The following is a 17,792-nucleotide window of genomic DNA, read 5'->3' as shown; positions in this document are numbered from 1 at the left end:
TATCACAGTGAGTTCATCGTATTTCTGTAATCTCAACTGCCTTGTTCAGTATAAGTCCCTGTTGTAAAGACAACGTTAGAGGGATTTAAAGGTTTTATGGAGAGAAGGGCAGCTCTTCATATATCCTTAATATTTGGCAGGAAAAATAGCCGTTCCCCATCGGGAACGTCAAAGGGCGGAAGAAAGCTGGGGGAATAGAGCATATTCCTTGGGTTCACGCGGCAAAGCTACTGTTTTTTACTAGACCGTATGATAGAATAATAGTTAATTACATTAAATTGGAACTTTGAGGTGGATTTCCATGGTATCCAAAAGCTCGGTTACAAAAGCGGCATCCGCAGCGGCTGTGATGTCCGTTATTGCCGTGCCTTCCGCCGTAATGGCTGCTCCGGCTGTTGTGCTGCATCCAATTCAAGATATGACGATTGCACAAGGAACGGAAACAACGATTTATTTGAACGACTATTTAAGCAATCTCAGCTCATACAAGGTCACTTCACAATCCGTCAGCGGCGTTGTCTATGCCACTTATTCCTATTCGGCCCCAAATCCGTTGAGTCTGCGGGGAGACCAGGTAGGCTCCTCTATGGTGACGATATCCGACGACTCCGGCAAGCTGGAGGAATTCAAGGTTCATGTATTGGACGCGGGGGCGGATAAGCGGATCGATATCGGAGATGTTACGAAATATATTGCGGCGCATACTTCCGAAGTGACGCAGGCTGCCGATGTCAGAACGCTGTTGAACGGGATTGAGCCTCTATACAAAACCGGTTCTACGGTAAAGCCGACGCCGGGCGTGAATGGCAAGCCGAACGCCGTTGTTCTGATAGCGGGGCAGGTGCAGTCACAGACGCTGCCTGTGGCTTCCTATTTTACGAAGACGGCAGAGGAGAGCTTGAGCTTCACAGCCAAGAGCTTATATAGCTATATTGAGGCAGCCATCGATCCGGCCGGCGTTTTGACGCTTACGGGGACTAGTGCACTGGGCCAATATGCAGGGACTACGGCAGAGATTCAGGTGACGGCGACCAACCAGCACGGAAACAGCGCGACATTGAACGTGCCCGTGATGATTCAGTCCGTTGAAACGACGTATATTGTCAATGTTCCCGATAATATCACCATGCCGTTTACCGTGCAGCTGTCTCCCATGTTTGCGGACATTGCGGCAAATCATTTTGAGATCACGCAAGCACCCGGCAACGGTCTTATAGCGACGATAGCTGATAATGAAAGTACGAATGCCACTATCGTATTCAGCGGTAAGGCCGCCGATACCGTGCTCAAGCTGAAGGGGACCAACATGGCTACGGGAGCTTCCAAGGAAGTAACCGTTCAAGTTCAAGTTCATGCTAACCCTAACCCGGTGCCAGTCATTGTCGGTATGCCGGACCCTATCCAATGGAAGATAGGATGGTCGGAACCCCAATCCGTGTCCATGGCTGCCTACTTCGCAACGGAGCCGGACTCGCCATTAAAATATACATTAAACAAACCGGCATACATGGATGCAGCCATTGATGAAAATGACGGCACATTAATGATTTATAACGTGAATCCATCATCGTTCCTGCCTAACCCGCCAATTCTCCAGATAACGGCGACGAATACGTATAAAAACAGCGCAACGATTAACCTCCCGGTTGTGATAGAGTACCCGGCTCCGAAGGTTATGGGCAGCCCGGACCCTGTACAGTGGCTTAGGGGTGTAACTGAATTTAAAACAATGAATGTATCTGAGTATTTCTGGGATACAACGGGAGAGGTTCCAAGCTTAACCTACAGCATTGAAAGCATGTCGCCCTCTGTCACGGCCTCCATCAACAAGGACTCTGGCAAGCTGGTGATTCAAGGAATACAGGCAGTGACGGATGGCTCCGAAATGATTCAGGTGAAGGCCACGAACAAATTTGGTAAAAGTGCGTTGTTAGATATCAAGGTGAACGTACTGTCCTCCTATACAATTCATTGGACAAAGGATGACCCGCAAAATTATCCGAATCCTTATGCCGTGAAGCTATCGTCGATCTTTGACGGTACAGGAGCAACGGATTTCGAGTTGACTTCACTGCCGGAGGGCAGCCATATGGCGGTCGCCATTGAAGGGAACCATACGGATCAAGCGCAGCTCGTCTTTGGCGAGACGATAGGGGATGCGCAGTTTACGGTCATTGGCAGAAACCCGGCCAACGGCACGTCCAAGGAAATTAACATTCGTTTCATTACGGATTATGCTGCGCCGACGGTCAAGAGCTATGACGGCGACAAAATAAGCGTTACCAACGGCATGATGGAAGGAGAAGGGCAACGGGTTTATTTATATAAGTACTTTAGTGACGACAGCGGTTTGCTAAGCTATACGGTAGAGGAGGACGCCAGTACTGCGGGTGAAGTCTATACATGGATATATGGCGGGGAAGGCCCGTCCATAGAGTTTTATGGAGCGAATTATCCTGAGAATGTGACCACTTCTGCTGTTGTCAAAATAAAAGGAACGAACCGTTACGGGAAAAGCGCCGTTCTTGAAGTGCCTGTGACGATAGAGGCAGCACCGGCACCGGCGGTGACCGAGGTGCCAGGGCCGAACTCCTATACGGATGGGCTTTTGAGTAAGCGGTTTGAGTTCCTGCGCTTGGGTTCCTACTTTAGCGGCAGCAGGTTAGAACTACAGCTTGAGAATAAAGATGAGCTGTATACGAACTATCATGCTTCCGCTTCAATGGACGGACAGGACCTTTTTGTGGACATTTCAGCCCCATTAGGCAACACGGAAACCGTTACCTTCTTCGTAAAGGTAAGAGCTACGGACAGCTTCAACCGGTCGGTGGTTATGGAAATTCCGATCACCGTGCTACCGAATGCGGCTCCGATAGTGGATCCCAATGGAATCGATACGATTTATCTCGATGATCAAGGCGGGCAGACGAACCTCATCGATTTGGATCTGCTGAGTCTTTTCTATGATGCCGATGTGAAGACGGATTCCACCAAAGGAGACAGTGACAAGTTAAGCTATACCTCCGTAGAAGCGGCGGGATCTCTGAGCGCCAGCATTACATCCGACCATTACTTGGCTCTAAGCGGCTCCAGCATCGATACGGGTTCAAATGTGAAGGTTTCGGCCCAGGACAGGGCAGGGCATGTCATCAGCAAAATGCTATCTGTTAAGCCGTCACCGTTAGGCGACTACAATGTCCATCACGTAAATTATAACCAAGTGATGACAGTATTGTACCCGGATTCGATACTTCCGCCTGTGACAGACGATAAGGCAAAATCCATTTATTTGGTAGATTTGAACAACCCGAATCCGAATATTATCTATAATGCCTTCTACAATTCTAATTACAATTATGTAAACATCATGAACGGCAGCTCATTAAACTATCCGGCGACTATCAACCTGCATTATGTGAACAAGGTGGATCATACACTCACCTTGGACGTCTTTCCTATCATTCCAACCGTATAGTATAGTCACCGCGGGATAGATGAGGTCAACTTAAGGTTGGCCTTTTTCTATTCAGCTCGTTAAGGAAGCTTTGTGTAAAAGGAGGTCCGAGCCGGCATGGAGGAGAACCGGAATAGCCATCAAGCGATCAAGGAAGCGCTGCAGCAGCAAGATTATCGGCTGGCTGAGCGATTAGCCAAGGCTCAGCTGGAAGAAGACCCGTGGGATGCGCAGGTTTGGGCATCCTTGGGCGAGGCGTTACTGCATCGCGGGTATGGCGAGGCAGCCCGTAAGGTCTTCAACCGCGCATGGCTGCTAGACCCGGAGGCCGGATGGATGCAGAGCGTTCAGTCTGAGCTCGGCAAGCGGGAGACAGGAGCGGAGCGCTATGACATTGAGCTGCTGCTGCTAACGAAGCCGGTAAGGCTTAGCGCTGCGGTTATTGCTCGCAATGAGGAAGAGACCATAGAGAAATGTATCCGAAGCGTATCGAATGTCGTGGACGAAATCATTGTGATCGATTACGGCTCAACGGACCGGACTTTGGATATCGTAAGGAAGCTTCCTCGGGTGAAGCTCGTGCAGGCGGAATGGCATGGGAGTTACGCGCGGGTTCGCAACGAAGTGCATGCTCATGCAACAGGGGATTGGATAGTGTGGCTGGAAGCGAACGAGATGCTGCATCCGGACGATGCCCGGCCTATTCGAGAGGCGGCGTGCTTGTTCCAGCGGTTCAACATGCCCGTGGCTCTCGATTTGGTCCTGCTTCAGAGAAAAAACGGAGCCTTGCTTCAGTCCTTTGCCAGATCGCGGATGTACCCCTTAGGGAGGGGGCTTTTCTACGAAGGTAAGGTCTACGAGCATTTAAAGCATAGGGCAGCGAGTGGCACTCAGCTCCCCCTAATAAGACGAAAGATTAGAGTCAGATTACAATCCATATCGAGTCTCATGCATGAGGGAGAGAAGGCGGGAATCCGCCTGGAGCTTTTGCAGGGGATGCTGCAGGAGCAGCCGGACCATCCTATGTGGCTATTTCGCTGCGGTCAGGAGCTTGCGGTGCAGGGTCGTTGGGAAGAAGCTCTGAACTATGCAAGGGAAGCAGACAGAATAGGCAAGACCTTGAATGAGTTCCCGAAGCGGCTTGAGCTGGCTATCCTCGAGCTGCGCCTTCTGGTGGAATTGCAGCGCTGGGAGGAAGCGGAACGGGCCGCTATGATTGCTCTGGTTTCATTTCCGGACTACCCCGACTTCTCCTATTACCTCAGCCAAATTCATATGCGAATGGCGGAAGAACGATATCGGGAAGCCGAGCGGAGCTTGAATCTTGCGATGCAGGGCTTCGCTACCTATCGGGGGCCGGATCCGGCCGATCACGATATTGCGGACTGGCGGCGGCGTTATATGATGGCCGAGCTCGCGCTGGATGGAGGGGAGCTGGCGGCTGCGGATGATGAATACCGGAAGCTGCTGAAGGTATTTCCTGAATGGGAGGAGCTTAAGCGAAGGCGCGAAGCGATACAGCTGGAAAAGGACGCGCTGGAGAACATGGAGCCAAGGGGGACTAGGAATGGATGAAGCTGTTCATTGGGCTGAACAGATCGTACAAAGCATGAACAACCGGGACCTCGATAGGGCTGAACGTCTGTCGGTCCTTTATGTCCAAGCATGTCCCGAAGCGGCGCAAGGCTGGGCCCTCCTCGGCCAAACCTTGCTGGAGCGGCAGCAGGGGGCTATGGCACAGATGGCTTTTCAGCGAGCGTGGCTTCTCGATCCGGAGGCGAATTGGGTTCAAGCGGCGTATGCCGCTCTAGGGCGGTCCCAACCTGGCCCGGTAAGACAAGATATGCTCGAGCTGTTGAAGGTCAAGCGGGTGACGGTAACGGCGGCCATTATGGTCCGAAATGAAGAACGATGCATAGAGAGGTGCCTCCACAGCCTGATTGGAGCCGTGGATGAGATTGTGGTGATGGACACCGGATCAACGGATCGTACCTTAGACATCGTAAGAAAGTTTCCTGAGGTGAAGCTGTATGAGACGGAGTGGAGGGACAGCTTCTCGCAGGTGCGCAACGAGATGCTTTCACTGCTGACCAGCGATTGGGTGCTCTGGGTGGACGCGGATGAAGTCCTGCATCGGGACGATGCGCGGCATGTGCGTGAAATCGCCGGCCTATTCGACGACTCCGAGCTCCCGGTCATCCTCCAGGTATGGATGGTGAATCAATATGGAGCCCATTATCAGCAGGATTTTTCGCAATCGCGGATGTTTTCCCTTCGCCACGGCCTTCGGTATTCCGGCCGAATTCATGAGCAGCTTGCGCCGCAAGGCGGGCTGGAGGAGCGGGTGAATACGATCAGCCGCAAAGCAAGAATCCGCTTGATTCACGACGGCTATGATCCGGTTATTTGGCAAGGCCGGCTCAAAAGCGAGCGTTCCATGAAGCTCCTGCAGCTCATGGTAGAGGAGGAGCCCTTGAATCCGTCGGGCTGGTTCTTCTATGGTAGGGAATGCTTCAACAACGGGGATTACGACCGTGCTATGGACTGCTTGCAGGAGGCGGAACGGCTGGCGCCGGCGGCCCCCGGCTTCACTGCCATAGGGATGGTGCAGCTGTATAGGGCCAAAATCCATTTATTGCGTCAGGAATGGGGGGAGGCTTCGAGGCTATGCAAAGAGCTGTTGCGGCAAGCCCCGGACTATCCCGACGCGCATTATTATTTAGCACAGGCGCAGGCAGGCCAGGCGAGGGAGCTCGTTCGGCAAGCCCATAAGGACATGGCTGCTTATCACGAGTCGATAGCCGCCTATCGCGGAACAGAGCCCCCGGATCCGGAGGTAAAGGCTTGGAGGGCAGGGCTTCTAATGGCCGAGCTGGCCGTGCGCAGCGGCAAATTAGCTGAGGCCAGGAAGCTCCTGAGGTATTATGCGCAACGATTTCCTGAAGTCGGGCCCTTACGGACGGAGCTTCAGCATTTGGAAGGGAAAATCAACCGCTTAATGGGTGACAATGCGGCCCTATCGAATTGGAGCGAATAGAGCCGTTCTATAACAGGAATCGGGAGTTAAGAAGGCTCAAATCCTGATTTATCCGGTGGCGGAAGGTTTTTCCGCAAAGCCAGGCAGCATCACGCGGATTTATACTTCCTCATGCTCGTCCGGGAGTAAGGTAAGCCCGCAGGAGGGGCATGATTTCGTGATGGAGGTGACCCGGAAACCGCATGCCGGACAAGCTTCATCCAAGACTTCGGCCGCATGCTGATACTGCAGAGCCGGTTCGTTCGGAAAAAAACTTTGAACGGGCTGTCCGTCAATTTCTATCACCTGCAGCTCCTCGGTAAGCATCCAGATTATGTTCCCGTAGCGGTCGCTTACGGCGGCCAATGGAATTTCCGCGGACTCTTCATGGGGAAATAAGCTCCCGCCAAGGACGCTTGGCAGCATAGCTTTATAGGCTCCATATCCGGTACCGACCAGAACGTAGGTCTTGCCGCTTTCCTTATGTCTGACAACCGTTGCCAATAGGATCACCTCTTTTTACCGTTAGGAATAGATCTCAGTCCAGGCCGAGACGCACTAACAGCTCCTCAGGCTCCTGAAGCTGCTCGAATTCCTTGAATTTTTCGTTACGGGGTGCGAACCATGCTGCCCGGTAGGGCTTCATACCTGCCTCCGCCGCGCCTTCCAGCTCCTGGGAGCCGCCGTCACCGACGAACACCGATTCCTCGGGCCGCACCTGTAAGCGGGTACAGGCCAATTCATATATCCGGGCATCCGGTTTGGCATATCCCGTCTGATAAGAAAAGATCACTTCATCAAAGTACGAAGCCAGCCCGCTGCTTTCCCATGCGCGAACCTCCTCTTCCGTACAATTGCTGATAAGTCCCAGACGAAGGTCGTTGGCTTTTAATCTTTTTAACATGTAAATAATATGAGGGGAAATATCCTGAAAGGGTATGGATTTGGCATACAGCCTTGAAGAATAGAGCTTTTGGATATGGGCTTCATCCAGGGACTTGCCTTTGCCCTGCCACATATCGCGGAGAACCGAAGGGTAGTCGGGGAAGGTGCCGTTCATTCTCTGTTCCTGACGTACGCGCCATTCCTCATCGTATTCCCGCCTGCTTAAGCCCCACTGCTCATCCAGCTCGTTAATACGCGGCACTTTGCGTGCCCCGTCGGCAAACTCGGTAATCAAGGTTTCGAACAAATCGAACATAACCGCTTTCATGACTGCAGCTCTCCCTCTTTTTGTAAAATGGTGTTGCGGATGGAATCGTTCAGGCGCTGGATATGGCCTCGGGGAGCTGCTCCAGAAACTGCCGGACTTCCCGGGGAGATCGCAGAATATAGATCGTTTTGTGACCGGTTAATGCGCTTAGCTTGTTCAACAGGGCAGGGCGGCTTGTCTGTCTGTAGCTCCATACCCATTTGACGAATTTCAAATCGAGCCGTTCGGGGCAGCCTTCGGCTAAATCGGGCCGCGTTTTGCCGCGATACATCATTCTTCGTTTGATAATCCGATAGACGCAAAGATGCCGCGGCATGTCGAGAAATATAATCGTATCGGCTGCCGCTAAACGCATATCCATCGTCCTGCCGTAGTTGCCGTCAATGATCCACGTGTCCTTACCGACCAGCTGCCTCATAAGCGCGTCCCATTCCTCCTTGGGGGTAGCTACCCAGCCGGGGCGCCAGTTCAGCGCGTCCAGATGATAGACGGGAAGCCCGGTCCGATCGCTTAATTGTCTCGAAAATGTTGATTTACCCGAACCGCCGGAGCCTATAACAACTACTTTATTCATCGTCAGGGTTCTCCGTTTCTATGGATTTTTCATACAAATCGGTTCCAAATCCTTATATGCATCGATAAGCCAGGGATGAATAACCTTCAATCGATCCCGCTGATTCCATAAGTGCTGGATATAAACGAAGGCGCCGTGTTCCAGGGAGGTATCGAGCGCCGACAGCAGCTTGTCCAAATAGGGAGGCGTTCCCGGCTGATCCCATTCGATTTTGTCCGCTACAAACACAATCAAGTCCATTCGGGTTGGATTCGCTTTCAAAGTTGTATGACATTCTATAGCATCCAATATCGTTACATCGTGAATTTGAAAAAGATCTTGGGCAATGACGCGGGAGATTTTCTGGTGGATGATCATGGGGAAGGCCGCTTCCTCGGGCAAAATATCGATTCCGAGCGCTTCGGCTGTACGGATTCTTTCACTGTTAGGAAAGATTGCGCTAATATCGTGCAGTAGTCCCGCCTTCCTGGCTGCTTCGGGAAGGCCGCCGAATGCTGCGGCTAGTCGTTCGGCTTCACGGCCCACCCGCACGCTGTGCTCAGCGGTTTTGGGACAGTGGTGCATATGCAGCAGGCGGCTCACGTCGGCTTCGAGACGGCCCGAGAATGTCATGGATTGTTGAATGGCACCGAGCAGAGGATGAACGGACATGACATTTCCCTCCTTATGGAGAACTATCCCCATCGTACCATATTATGGGTGAGATGCCCATATCCGAATAGAAAATAGCGAGGCAGGATGAACGTGAATGAAACCTTTAGCTTTTTACCTGATTTGTTCATCAGAGACCTGGGTTGTTTTCGGGGCCTGCAGCTTAAAGGAAGCGAAGATGCAGGAGCGGGGACTGCTGTCCGCCCGCACCGTGCCTCGGCTGTGTTCTGCAGAGAAGCACGATGCGGGAGGGAGGAGATCAGACGTCCCCTTCCTGGTTTTGGGAAGATGTGTTTTGTACGATTTGGGCAAGAACCGTGAGCTGCTGCTGCATGAGCTGCGAAATCTGACCGAAGTGCTGCTCCAACTGCTGTTGATTGACCTGCATCTGCTGCTTGATGGATTCGGCGGCAAGAACCAGAGCTTTTTGCGATTGGTTCAAATCGGTCAGAATTTGCTGCGTTTGCTGCTGATTAGACTCCAACTGAACCTGGATTCGCTCTGCCGTCGTTCCCAAAGCTCCTTGATCTTGGGCCAGCCGCTCGAGCCTTTGTGCCGTTTGGACATGGTTCTCCTGGACGCGAGCGCCGATCCGGGAAGTTTCTTGCACCAGCCCGGATTGCATTTGCTCCAAACGGGATATGGCGGGAGGAGCTTCCTGCCGGTTCACCTGGATTTGAGCCCGTATCTGCTCGATTCCGTTGGCCAGTACCGACCTCGTTTGAGCGATTTCCTCGAAGGCCTGTGGAAGCTGCTGCTGATTCAGCTGCACTTGCTCTCTGAGCTGAGTGAGTCCGCTGACCAGCTCCGTTCTCGTGCCAGTAATGGCTTTGGTGGTGGCTTCCTGCTGCCTCAGCAGGCGCCGGCCGGTTCGCGTCTGACTTCTTTGCTGCTGCAGCGAATCGCGAAGCAGTCTGCGGGTTGATCTTATTGCCATGAACGATACCTCCTTGTAAATCTGTTTATAGTGTAGTGGCCGTGCCGGGAGATGGTATGGGTAAAATGGAAAACAATTGCGATGCCTCGTCCTCTATACTATAGAAAAAATCCCCCTTGCCGCCGCGGGCAAGGGGGATACTTAAAATTTCGATAGATTATTGACCGCCGGTTGGAGATTTCCGTTCCACAAGCATCGTAAGACTAAGCAGGCTGATAATGATCGTGGCTCCCATATCGGATAAAATGGCGAACCACAGAGTCAGCATCCCGGGAATCGTGAGCAGCAGCGCAGCGAGCTTAAGCCCCATCGCGATCGTAATGTTGATGGCGATGATCCGGTTCGTGCTGCGGGCTATGGCAATGGCATCGGGCAGCTTGCCGAGGTGATCCTGCATCAGCACGATATCCGCCGTCTCAATGGCGCTGTCCGTGCCCTTGCCCATCGCAATTCCCAGCTCGGCGGTGGCGAGAGCCGGGGCGTCGTTGATTCCGTCGCCAACCATAGCGACCCGTCCGCCTCGTCCGAGCTCACGGATTTTCTCAACCTTATCCTCCGGCAGCAAGCCTCCGTAGAAGGAGGTGACACCGACGGCGCGGGCAACCTTCTCCGCCGTTTGCGGATGATCACCCGTCAGCATAACCGTACGGCGAATGCCGCGGCGATGCAGCGAGGCGACCACGCCTGCGCTTTCCGGACGAACCTCGTCGGCGATGCCGAAGAGCCCGAGAACCGCTTCCTGGTCTGCAACCAGAACCAATGTCAGACCGCTTGCCTTGAAGCGGGCAATATCCTCTTTTACAGCCTCCGGCAGAGCAAGATGGCTGACGCTCGCTTCATTGCCCAAGGAGTAGCGCTTGCCGCCAAGCACCGCGCGAATCCCGACGCCGGAAGCGGCGACAACCTCCTCGGGCTGCTCGGCCTGGATGCCGCGCTTCGCGGTTTCGCGCAAAATCGCTTTGGCCAGCGGATGGGTGGATGACTGCTCGATGCTTGCCGCGACGCGGTAAAAGCGTTGTTCGTCGGCATCGTACACGGCTGTTTGCTCCACATGCGGCTCTCCCAAGGTGAGCGTTCCCGTTTTGTCAAAGGCGATCGTATCGATACGGCCCAGCTGCTCCAGGAACACGCCGCCCTTGACAAGAATGCCGTGCCGCGCGTTGCGTGTAATTCCGGCAACGATGGCAATAGGGGAGGCCAGGATTAAAGCGCAAGGACAGCCGACGATCAGTACGGCAAGCCCTTGGTACAGCCACTCCTTCCAATCGCCTTGGAGGAAGAGGGGAGGGAAGACGGCAACGATTAGAGCAATGATCATGATGGCTGGAGTATAGTATTTGGCAAAACGATTGATAAACAGCTCGGTCGGCGTCTTGGTTTCCTGTGCCTCCTGCACCAAATGAAGAATACGGGCAAGGGACGAATCCTCATAAGCCTTTTCTATAAGAATGTGCAAAACGCCGTCGTGGTTAATGCTGCCGCCAAACACCGGATCCCCCGGCACCTTCTCCAAGGGGAGCGACTCCCCGGTAATTGCGGCTTCGTTGACGGAGCTCGTGCCTTCAAGCACACGGCCGTCGGAAGGGATCTTCTCTCCCGCCCGGACCAGCACGATGTCTCCTGCCTCGAGCGACTCGATAGGCACGGAGGCTTCCTTACCGTCCCGTATCCTTACCGCTTGCTTAGGCGCTACCTGCAGCAAGGTTTCCATGGAACGACGCGCTTTCTCCATTCCGATGCCTTCGAGCAGCTCGTTGATCCCGAACAGGATGGCCACCATGGTCGCTTCTTTCCATTCGCCGATGCTTACAGCGCCAATCAAGGCTATCGTCATCAAGCTGTCCATATTGAACCGAAGCTTGACCAAACGCTTGAGTCCTTTAATGAAGGTGCTGTAGCCGCTCAGCAGGATGGCGCCAAGATAAAGAAGGATGCTTATGAAGCCCGGAATCCGGTCCTCAAGCAGCAGTGCGGCTCCATATAAAACAGCGGAAACGACCAGCTGCTTGATCATGGAAGATCCGCTATGGGAGTGGGAATGGTCGTGCCCGTGATCATCGTGCTCATGGGCATGATCGTGAGCATGCCGGTGGTCATGTCCATGCTCATGAGAGTGATCATGCGCATGGCCGGAAGCTCCGTCGTTCCCGGAGGAAATGTGCGGAACAGTCCGGGCAGCCGCATCTCCATGCTCCACGGCATCGGAATCGGCATGATGGCCGCGGGAGTGATGATGCTCCGTGCCGCAGTCCGTGCATGCGTGTTCTACCGCAGCGCTGACCTGCTCTCGGCTTTCCTCAAGACGCTCGTTATGACTCCGCACCCGCTGAGTCACTTTGCCGGCAGCCGCCGGTTTAACGGAACGCGGGGCCAGCGAATCGATAAATGCGCCGTCGGAGCGCAATATTTTTTGAACTTCGGGTAAGGATACATTAGGATCGATCTTCAGCTTGCCGCTATTATAATTGAGCGTTGCGTTTTGTCCGTGCTCGAGCTGCTGAATCTGCTCCTCCATCTCCCGGGCACAGTTCGCGCAGCTTAATCCTTTGACTCTGTATTCCAGCATGGCTATTCCCTCATTTCGCGCTTGTCTCCGGTCTGTCTCCATCCCGGAATTAATCAGCCCAGCTAATCGTGGTTGGCGTGGTGAATCGCTTCACTGAGCAGATCCATCACGTGCTCGTCATCATGTGAATAATATAAAGTGGTACCGGCTCTTCTGAACTTCACCAGACGCAGGTTTTTCAAGAAGCGGAGCTGGTGGGATACGGTCGATTGAAGCAGCGAAAGCTCGTCGGCAATTTCATTGACCGAGCATTCTTTTTGTGACAGCAGGTATAGAATGCGTATCCGTGTTGTATCGGATAAAGCCTTGAACGTTTGAGATACCATAAACAAAGTTTCTTCATCCAAGGAACGGACTGAAACATCCGGCCCTTGAGGGCGGTCCATAGATTCCATAGAATACCTCCATAAAATGAACGTATGAATATATGAGTATATGTTCATATAGTATTCTATAAGGATGTTTTTGTCAACGACAAATGTCCTTATTGTCGAAAGAAGGATGTTAACACAGATAGGAATAGGATGTGCTTTTTGGCGCCGGAACATGAAAAAAACAGGAAACGTCTGAACCATTCATCCTGTGGTTCAGACGTTTTTTTTGTTTTTTTAATTTCTATGGTTAATGTCCGGGGCCCCCGCAAAGTATTTGGTAATGCTTCGAAGCATGGCTCCACTTTGTGTGGTTAAGGTTATTGAAAAAACCTGTTTTGCGTGAGCTATGCTATACATGAAGGTGGGGTATGCCCCGGAGGAGTTTACGTCCGCCTTTGAAACCCGTGAAAAATACCGCTAAATCTATTCATATTTCACGGGTTTCAACAGCGGCTGGAGAGGCATACCCCACCGGAGTATATTGGCAAAAGTTCAAGCTCTCTTGGTCTTTCAACAGACTAAGCTGCACTTTGTGGGGGTTATTGCTATACGGTGCCGCGGAACATTTTGGGCGATACGCCGACGATTTTTTTGAACAGACGCGAGAAATAAAATACGTCTTGATAACCCAGAGAGGAAGCGATTTCCTTTAACGATTGATCCGTGTTAAGAAGAATATTTTTGGCTTCCGCCATCTTCAGGCGGTGAACATACTCATTCAGTGGATAGCCCGTATATTTGCTGACGATTCGCCGGAGCGTCGGAAACGAGATGTGATGCCGTTCGCATAATTCGGCAGGATCAAAGGGCCGGTAAATGTAGTCGGTTACCGCTTCGATCAGTTTGAGAGCATTTTCGGCTTTTGTGACTTTGGGGACGGATTCGGAGCTAAGGGCGAACTCCAGCAGCATCGCCTCTACGGCTAATGCGGCCCGGTCGATATTACTCGGAATGCCGCTTTCCATCAGCATAAAAATACGGTTGATTCGCGTCAGCTGCTCTTCCTCTGTCTGCTTGACTTTGCCGGGCTCTATAAGACCGGATTGAAGCCATTCTTGAATCCGCGGTCCTTCGATCGTGAAATAATGCTCATCCCAGTGCTCGTTCTCCCCGGGTCCATAATGAAATACGGCTCCCGGATACAGCAGGAAGAAGCTGCCCTGCTTGACCTTCTGCTTGTCCCCGTCGTTCACCTGGTAGGTTCCCGAGCCCCCGGAAATATAGACGATCGCCCAGTAGGTAAACCTGGCCTGGCTCCGATAATGGATCCGCGCCGGGATATGGCCTACGTTGATCACTCGGAGCGCTTGTACCTTCAATATGCTTTTATCCACCGTCAGGTCAACGATCCGAATTGGCTGCCGACTGATCTTATAGTCCATGTAACTGATCATCGCTTACATTCCTTCTTTGCTGGATACGTGATAATTTGAGTATATAGTGCATTCAACATTAGCTCAACGATCAAAATCGACTAAGGGAGGATGGATGGAAATTGAACAAGCTGAACATAGGAATTATCGGGGCTGGCTCCATCTCGGATTTGCATTTTCAGGCTTACCAAAAGCTGGGGGAGGCCGTTCAAATTGCCGCTGTGTGCGATCTTAACCGGGCTAGAGCGCAGGAGAAGGCGGACAAGTACGGGGCAGCGCATGTGTATGAGGATTATCATGAATTGCTGGCGAATCCGTCCATCGATGCCGTTAGCATCTGCACCTGGAACAATACCCATGCGGAGATCAGTATTGCCGCGCTGAAGGCAGGCAAGCATGTGCTGGTTGAGAAGCCGCTATGCCGCACAGTGGAGGAAGCGTTGAACGTACAGCAGGCGGTCCGCGAATCCGGCAAGGTGCTTCAGGTCGGCTTTGTCCGCCGATATGACGCCAATGCGCAGCTAATGAAACGGTTTGCAGACAGCGGGGAGTTCGGCGACATTTATTATGCCAAAGCCTCTTGCATACGCCGGCTGGGCAATCCGGGCGGATGGTTCGCGGACAAGGAGCGTTCCGGCGGCGGACCGTTGATTGATATCGGAGTCCATGTTATCGATATTTGCTGGTATTTGATGGGGAGACCCAAGGTCGTTTCCGTCAGCGGGAACACGTATCGCAGACTGGGAAACCGCGGCAATGTGAAGAACCTGTCTTTCTATAAAGCAGCCGATTATGACGCCAGCCAGAACACTGTAGAAGATATGGCTAATGCGATCATCCGTTTTGAGAATGGCGCCTCCCTTATGGTCGATGTCAGCTTCACGCTGCATGCGAAGCAGGATGAGACAGTCGTCAAGCTATTCGGGGAAAAGGGCGGATTCGAGCTGGAGCCTGCATTAGCGCTGATTTCAGAGAAGCACGATACCATTCTGAACATTACGCCGCAAACGGATCAAAAGGGGCTTAACGTCACTGCGGCCTTCCAAAATGAAATCCGCTGCTTCATCGAGAGCTGCACGACAGGGTCGGAGCCGATCAGTCCTGTAGAGGACGGCGTGGAGCTGATGAAAATATTATGCGGTATTTACGAATCGGCCGAAACGGGCCGCGAGGTCCGCTACGAATAACCTGCCAAGGAGGGTCAAGATCACATGAAGCTAGGATTAAGCTCATATAGTTTGGTACGTGCCATCAAATCTCAACAGTTGGATATTCTCGGGGCGATAGATTGGATCGCTGACAATGGCGGGGAACATGTGGAGATTGTCCCTATCGGGTTCAATCTGACGGAGAATCCGGAGCTGATCGATGCGATTCGTGACAAGGCGGCAGCTGTAGGAATCGATATATCCAATTATGCGATCGGGGCGAATTTCATTACCGAAACCCGGGAGCAGTATGAGAGCGAGATTGAGCGGGTCAAGCGCGAGGTCGATATAGCGCATCGTCTTGGAGTCAAACGGATGAGGCACGATGTGGCTTCGCGCAAGGACACTTCCATGCTCCGCTTCCAGGAGGACCTGGAGCTTCTCGCATCGGCCTGCCGGCAAATTGCCGATTATGCGGCCCAGTTCGATATTGTAACCAGTGTCGAAAATCATGGCTACTATATTCAAGCAAGCGACAGGGTTCAAGCGTTGATCCATGCGGTGGACCGTCCGAATTTCCGGACGACGCTCGACGTAGGCAATTTTATGTGTGCGGATGAGAACTCCGTTGCAGCCGTGAAAAAGAACATTGCCTATGCTTCTATGGTTCACGTCAAGGATTTCTATCTTCGTCCGGCGGCTTTGAATCCGGGTACGGGATGGTTCCCGACAGCAAGCGGCAATCATCTTCGGGGAGCGATTGTCGGTCATGGCGATATCGATATGCGTCAGGTCATTAGCATTATTAAGCATTCCGGCTACGACGGCTATATTTCCGTAGAATTCGAGGGTATGGAGGATTGCTTTACCGGCTCCAAGCTGGGCTTGGAAACGGTTCGAAGACTATGGGATGAAGTATAACCGTCCCCGTGTCGTCGTCGTGCGATGAATGATTTTATAAAAAGAGGGCTCAGCCTTGTTCCGGCTTTGGAACAGACTGGACCCTCTTTTTATTCCGTGGCTGGAAACTATAAGCTTAGTGCTATGGCGAATATTTCTTTCGCCACTGCTCCAGCCAGTCCGTATAGCTGAGCCCCGTCAATTCCTCCAGTGTTCTGCCATCCAATGAGTAGACGGCTCCAGCCGCATCCATTTCCGGATAGGAATACCCGCCGATCACTTTTCCCTCCGACATCATGATGAAGACATTTGTCTTCTTCTTATAAATCCGTTCGAGAGGATGATGCTTGACGGTAAAACGGTAAATCGTGATTTGCTGTCCGAAATACTTATCCGGCTCCTCCTGCTGTACCGCCCACATTTGCCTGAAGGGAGTCGATTCCGGGCTGCCGTACAGCAGGCTTCTGTCCAACTGATAGCTGTAGATGGGACCGCCGCTTGAGGAGATGGTATAGCCCTGCGACTTCACGAATTCCTTGGCTGCAAGTTGATCTCCGCTTGCTTCCGGACCCTCGCCGCAGCCAGCAAGGAGAAGGAGCAGTAATCCGAGGAGCAATCCTATCCAAGCGCGTCTTCCCATAAGCAGGACCCTCCTTGAGTACTCGTTTGGTTCTGCTAGGATTGACGCGCCAGGTGCGGGGAAAGTTGCAAGCAGTCCCCTTATTCCAGCCGAAGCTGCATTCCGGTTTCCGCAAGGGCAACACAGGACGGAAGCCCGTAATCGCGCAGCACATCGACGCCATGGGACATATGCGTGAATAGAGTCCGTACAGGCTGAACCTCTTCAAGCAGCAGCAGCGCTTCCTCCATATCATAGACAGAGCGGGTAGGCAGCGCGGCTTCTTCTTTATAGAAGTTGGTTCCCAGCACAAGCAGCTGAAGTCCGTGCAGGGGAGCTTTTTCTTCCTCATTCAAGTTAATCGCATCGGAGCAATACACCCAGCTGTAGGGGGCCGAGCCGGTACGATTGAATTTGTAGGCATAGGAATAGCCGTTCTTGCCGTGGCAAACCTTCCAGGGCACAATGTCCCAGTTCTCCCATGTCAGACCGTTCATGCAATCCTGCATTTCGAGATGGCGTTCGAGCCACGGGAACTGCTGAGCAATGGTCTCAAGGACATCGCGGGGGGCATAGAGATGACCCTTGCGTCCCAGCCAGCGGCAGGCGTCGGCCCATTCAGGAAGACCGGCGATATGGTCAAAGTGAGCATGTGTAATCAGCACATGCTCGATAAATCGTTTGTCGAGACGCTCCATCTGCGTTCTCCAATCCGGTCCGCAGTCGATCAGCAGCTCGTGTCCGCCTGCACTCAGCATTGCCGAAGAACGAAAGCGCCGGTTGCGGCCTGTCGTCCTTGCTTCCTTGCAGATATCGCAAGAGCAGTAAACTCGGGGAACGCCCATCGAGTCGCCAGTGCCCCAGAATGTCAATATGTCGTTCATGTTCTGCATCTCCCGGTTACGGTATCATTTGCTTTCAAGCATAGCAGGAATTTTTTCGTACAACAAGAAGCCTCTACATACCG

Annotated in this window: 15 protein-coding genes; 5 read left to right on the top strand and 10 right to left on the bottom strand. The window is 52.6% G+C overall.

Translation table 11 applies throughout. The annotated features are described in order from the left end of the window. Window positions 1–301: 301 nt before the first annotated feature. The 3 genes from GGC63_RS31215 (at window position 302) to GGC63_RS31205 (ending at window position 6,491) form a co-directional block, all read left to right on the top strand. Entirely contained in the window at window positions 302–3,475 is a 3,174-nt protein-coding gene (locus tag GGC63_RS31215) for a hypothetical protein (RefSeq protein WP_192705627.1), read from the top strand. Between the two features lie 96 nt (window positions 3,476–3,571). Next, window positions 3,572–5,029 carry a glycosyltransferase gene (locus GGC63_RS31210; RefSeq protein WP_192705626.1) on the top strand — a complete coding sequence of 486 codons (1,458 nt, stop codon included), beginning with the start codon at window positions 3,572–3,574 and terminating at the stop codon, window positions 5,027–5,029. Further along, window positions 5,022–6,491 carry a glycosyltransferase gene (locus GGC63_RS31205; RefSeq protein ID WP_192705625.1) on the top strand — a complete coding sequence of 490 codons (1,470 nt, stop codon included), beginning with the start codon at window positions 5,022–5,024 and terminating at the stop codon, window positions 6,489–6,491. Before GGC63_RS31210 ends, GGC63_RS31205 begins: the two co-directional genes overlap by 8 nt. A gap of 99 nt (window positions 6,492–6,590) precedes the next feature. On the opposite strand, the gene GGC63_RS31200 is transcribed toward GGC63_RS31205, so the two are convergent. The 8 genes from GGC63_RS31200 to GGC63_RS31165 all read right to left on the bottom strand — a co-directional run bounded on the left by GGC63_RS31200 (window position 6,591) and on the right by GGC63_RS31165 (window position 14,179). Beyond that, on the bottom strand, window positions 6,591–6,974 hold the full coding sequence (locus GGC63_RS31200) for a hypothetical protein (RefSeq protein ID WP_192705624.1): 384 nt from the start codon (window positions 6,972–6,974) through the stop codon (window positions 6,591–6,593). Window positions 6,975–7,008: 34 nt separating this feature from the next. Next, on the bottom strand, window positions 7,009–7,683 hold the full coding sequence (locus GGC63_RS31195; protein WP_192705623.1) for an HAD family hydrolase: 675 nt from the start codon (window positions 7,681–7,683) through the stop codon (window positions 7,009–7,011). A gap of 49 nt (window positions 7,684–7,732) precedes the next feature. After that, complete coding sequence (locus GGC63_RS31190) at window positions 7,733–8,257, bottom strand: DNA topology modulation protein (RefSeq protein ID WP_192705622.1); 525 nt, start codon at window positions 8,255–8,257, stop codon at window positions 7,733–7,735. Between the two features lie 18 nt (window positions 8,258–8,275). Next, entirely contained in the window at window positions 8,276–8,908 is a 633-nt protein-coding gene (gene yqeK, locus GGC63_RS31185; RefSeq protein ID WP_192705621.1) for a bis(5'-nucleosyl)-tetraphosphatase (symmetrical) YqeK, read from the bottom strand. Window positions 8,909–9,167: 259 nt separating this feature from the next. Next, window positions 9,168–9,845: a hypothetical protein gene (locus tag GGC63_RS31180; protein ID WP_192705620.1), complete on the bottom strand. Its 678-nt coding sequence runs from the start codon at window positions 9,843–9,845 to the stop codon at window positions 9,168–9,170. 157 nt (window positions 9,846–10,002) lie between these two features. Further along, entirely contained in the window at window positions 10,003–12,411 is a 2,409-nt protein-coding gene (locus tag GGC63_RS31175) for a heavy metal translocating P-type ATPase (RefSeq protein ID WP_225948630.1), read from the bottom strand. A 62-nt stretch (window positions 12,412–12,473) separates the two neighbouring features. After that, entirely contained in the window at window positions 12,474–12,797 is a 324-nt protein-coding gene (locus GGC63_RS31170) for an ArsR/SmtB family transcription factor (RefSeq protein WP_144028090.1), read from the bottom strand. A gap of 533 nt (window positions 12,798–13,330) precedes the next feature. After that, a complete protein-coding gene (locus GGC63_RS31165) occupies window positions 13,331–14,179 on the bottom strand; it encodes an AraC family transcriptional regulator (RefSeq protein ID WP_079914566.1) in 849 nt (282 codons plus the stop codon). Window positions 14,180–14,280: 101 nt separating this feature from the next. On the opposite strand from GGC63_RS31165, the gene GGC63_RS31160 reads away from it, so the two are divergent. Then, on the top strand, window positions 14,281–15,345 hold the full coding sequence (locus GGC63_RS31160; protein WP_192705619.1) for a Gfo/Idh/MocA family protein: 1,065 nt from the start codon (window positions 14,281–14,283) through the stop codon (window positions 15,343–15,345). Between the two features lie 24 nt (window positions 15,346–15,369). Next, on the top strand, window positions 15,370–16,227 hold the full coding sequence (locus GGC63_RS31155; protein WP_192705618.1) for a sugar phosphate isomerase/epimerase family protein: 858 nt from the start codon (window positions 15,370–15,372) through the stop codon (window positions 16,225–16,227). Between the two features lie 121 nt (window positions 16,228–16,348). Here GGC63_RS31155 and GGC63_RS31150 read toward each other — a convergent pair whose 3' ends face one another. Both GGC63_RS31150 and GGC63_RS31145 read right to left on the bottom strand, forming a co-directional pair. Beyond that, window positions 16,349–16,846 carry a hypothetical protein gene (locus GGC63_RS31150; protein WP_192705617.1) on the bottom strand — a complete coding sequence of 166 codons (498 nt, stop codon included), beginning with the start codon at window positions 16,844–16,846 and terminating at the stop codon, window positions 16,349–16,351. A gap of 80 nt (window positions 16,847–16,926) precedes the next feature. Then, on the bottom strand, window positions 16,927–17,709 hold the full coding sequence (locus GGC63_RS31145) for an MBL fold metallo-hydrolase (protein ID WP_192705616.1): 783 nt from the start codon (window positions 17,707–17,709) through the stop codon (window positions 16,927–16,929). Window positions 17,710–17,792 lie beyond the last annotated feature (83 nt).

Origin of the sequence: Paenibacillus sp. OAS669 (assembly GCF_014873645.1) — a bacterium.
GTDB lineage: Bacteria > Bacillota > Bacilli > Paenibacillales > NBRC-103111 > Paenibacillus_S > Paenibacillus_S vulneris.
This window is presented reverse-complemented; position numbering and strand designations above follow the sequence as displayed.

What these genes read in the sequence shown, in the direction of transcription:
- GGC63_RS31170 (WP_144028090.1), bottom strand. Translation starts at nt 12,797, where the DNA reads ATGGACCGCCCTCAAGGGCCGGATGTTTCAGTCCGTTCCTTGGATGAA.
- yqeK (WP_192705621.1), bottom strand. Translation starts at nt 8,908, where the DNA reads ATGTCCGTTCATCCTCTGCTCGGTGCCATTCAACAATCCATGACATTC.
- GGC63_RS31190 (WP_192705622.1), bottom strand. Translation starts at nt 8,257, where the DNA reads ATGAATAAAGTAGTTGTTATAGGCTCCGGCGGTTCGGGTAAATCAACA.
- GGC63_RS31175 (WP_225948630.1), bottom strand. Translation starts at nt 12,411, where the DNA reads ATGCTGGAATACAGAGTCAAAGGATTAAGCTGCGCGAACTGTGCCCGG.
- GGC63_RS31180 (WP_192705620.1), bottom strand. Translation starts at nt 9,845, where the DNA reads ATGGCAATAAGATCAACCCGCAGACTGCTTCGCGATTCGCTGCAGCAG.
- GGC63_RS31205 (WP_192705625.1), top strand. Translation starts at nt 5,022, where the DNA reads ATGGATGAAGCTGTTCATTGGGCTGAACAGATCGTACAAAGCATGAAC.
- GGC63_RS31195 (WP_192705623.1), bottom strand. Translation starts at nt 7,683, where the DNA reads ATGAAAGCGGTTATGTTCGATTTGTTCGAAACCTTGATTACCGAGTTT.
- GGC63_RS31155 (WP_192705618.1), top strand. Translation starts at nt 15,370, where the DNA reads ATGAAGCTAGGATTAAGCTCATATAGTTTGGTACGTGCCATCAAATCT.
- GGC63_RS31165 (WP_079914566.1), bottom strand. Translation starts at nt 14,179, where the DNA reads ATGATCAGTTACATGGACTATAAGATCAGTCGGCAGCCAATTCGGATC.
- GGC63_RS31215 (WP_192705627.1), top strand. Translation starts at nt 302, where the DNA reads ATGGTATCCAAAAGCTCGGTTACAAAAGCGGCATCCGCAGCGGCTGTG.
- GGC63_RS31150 (WP_192705617.1), bottom strand. Translation starts at nt 16,846, where the DNA reads ATGGGAAGACGCGCTTGGATAGGATTGCTCCTCGGATTACTGCTCCTT.
- GGC63_RS31145 (WP_192705616.1), bottom strand. Translation starts at nt 17,709, where the DNA reads ATGAACGACATATTGACATTCTGGGGCACTGGCGACTCGATGGGCGTT.
- GGC63_RS31210 (WP_192705626.1), top strand. Translation starts at nt 3,572, where the DNA reads ATGGAGGAGAACCGGAATAGCCATCAAGCGATCAAGGAAGCGCTGCAG.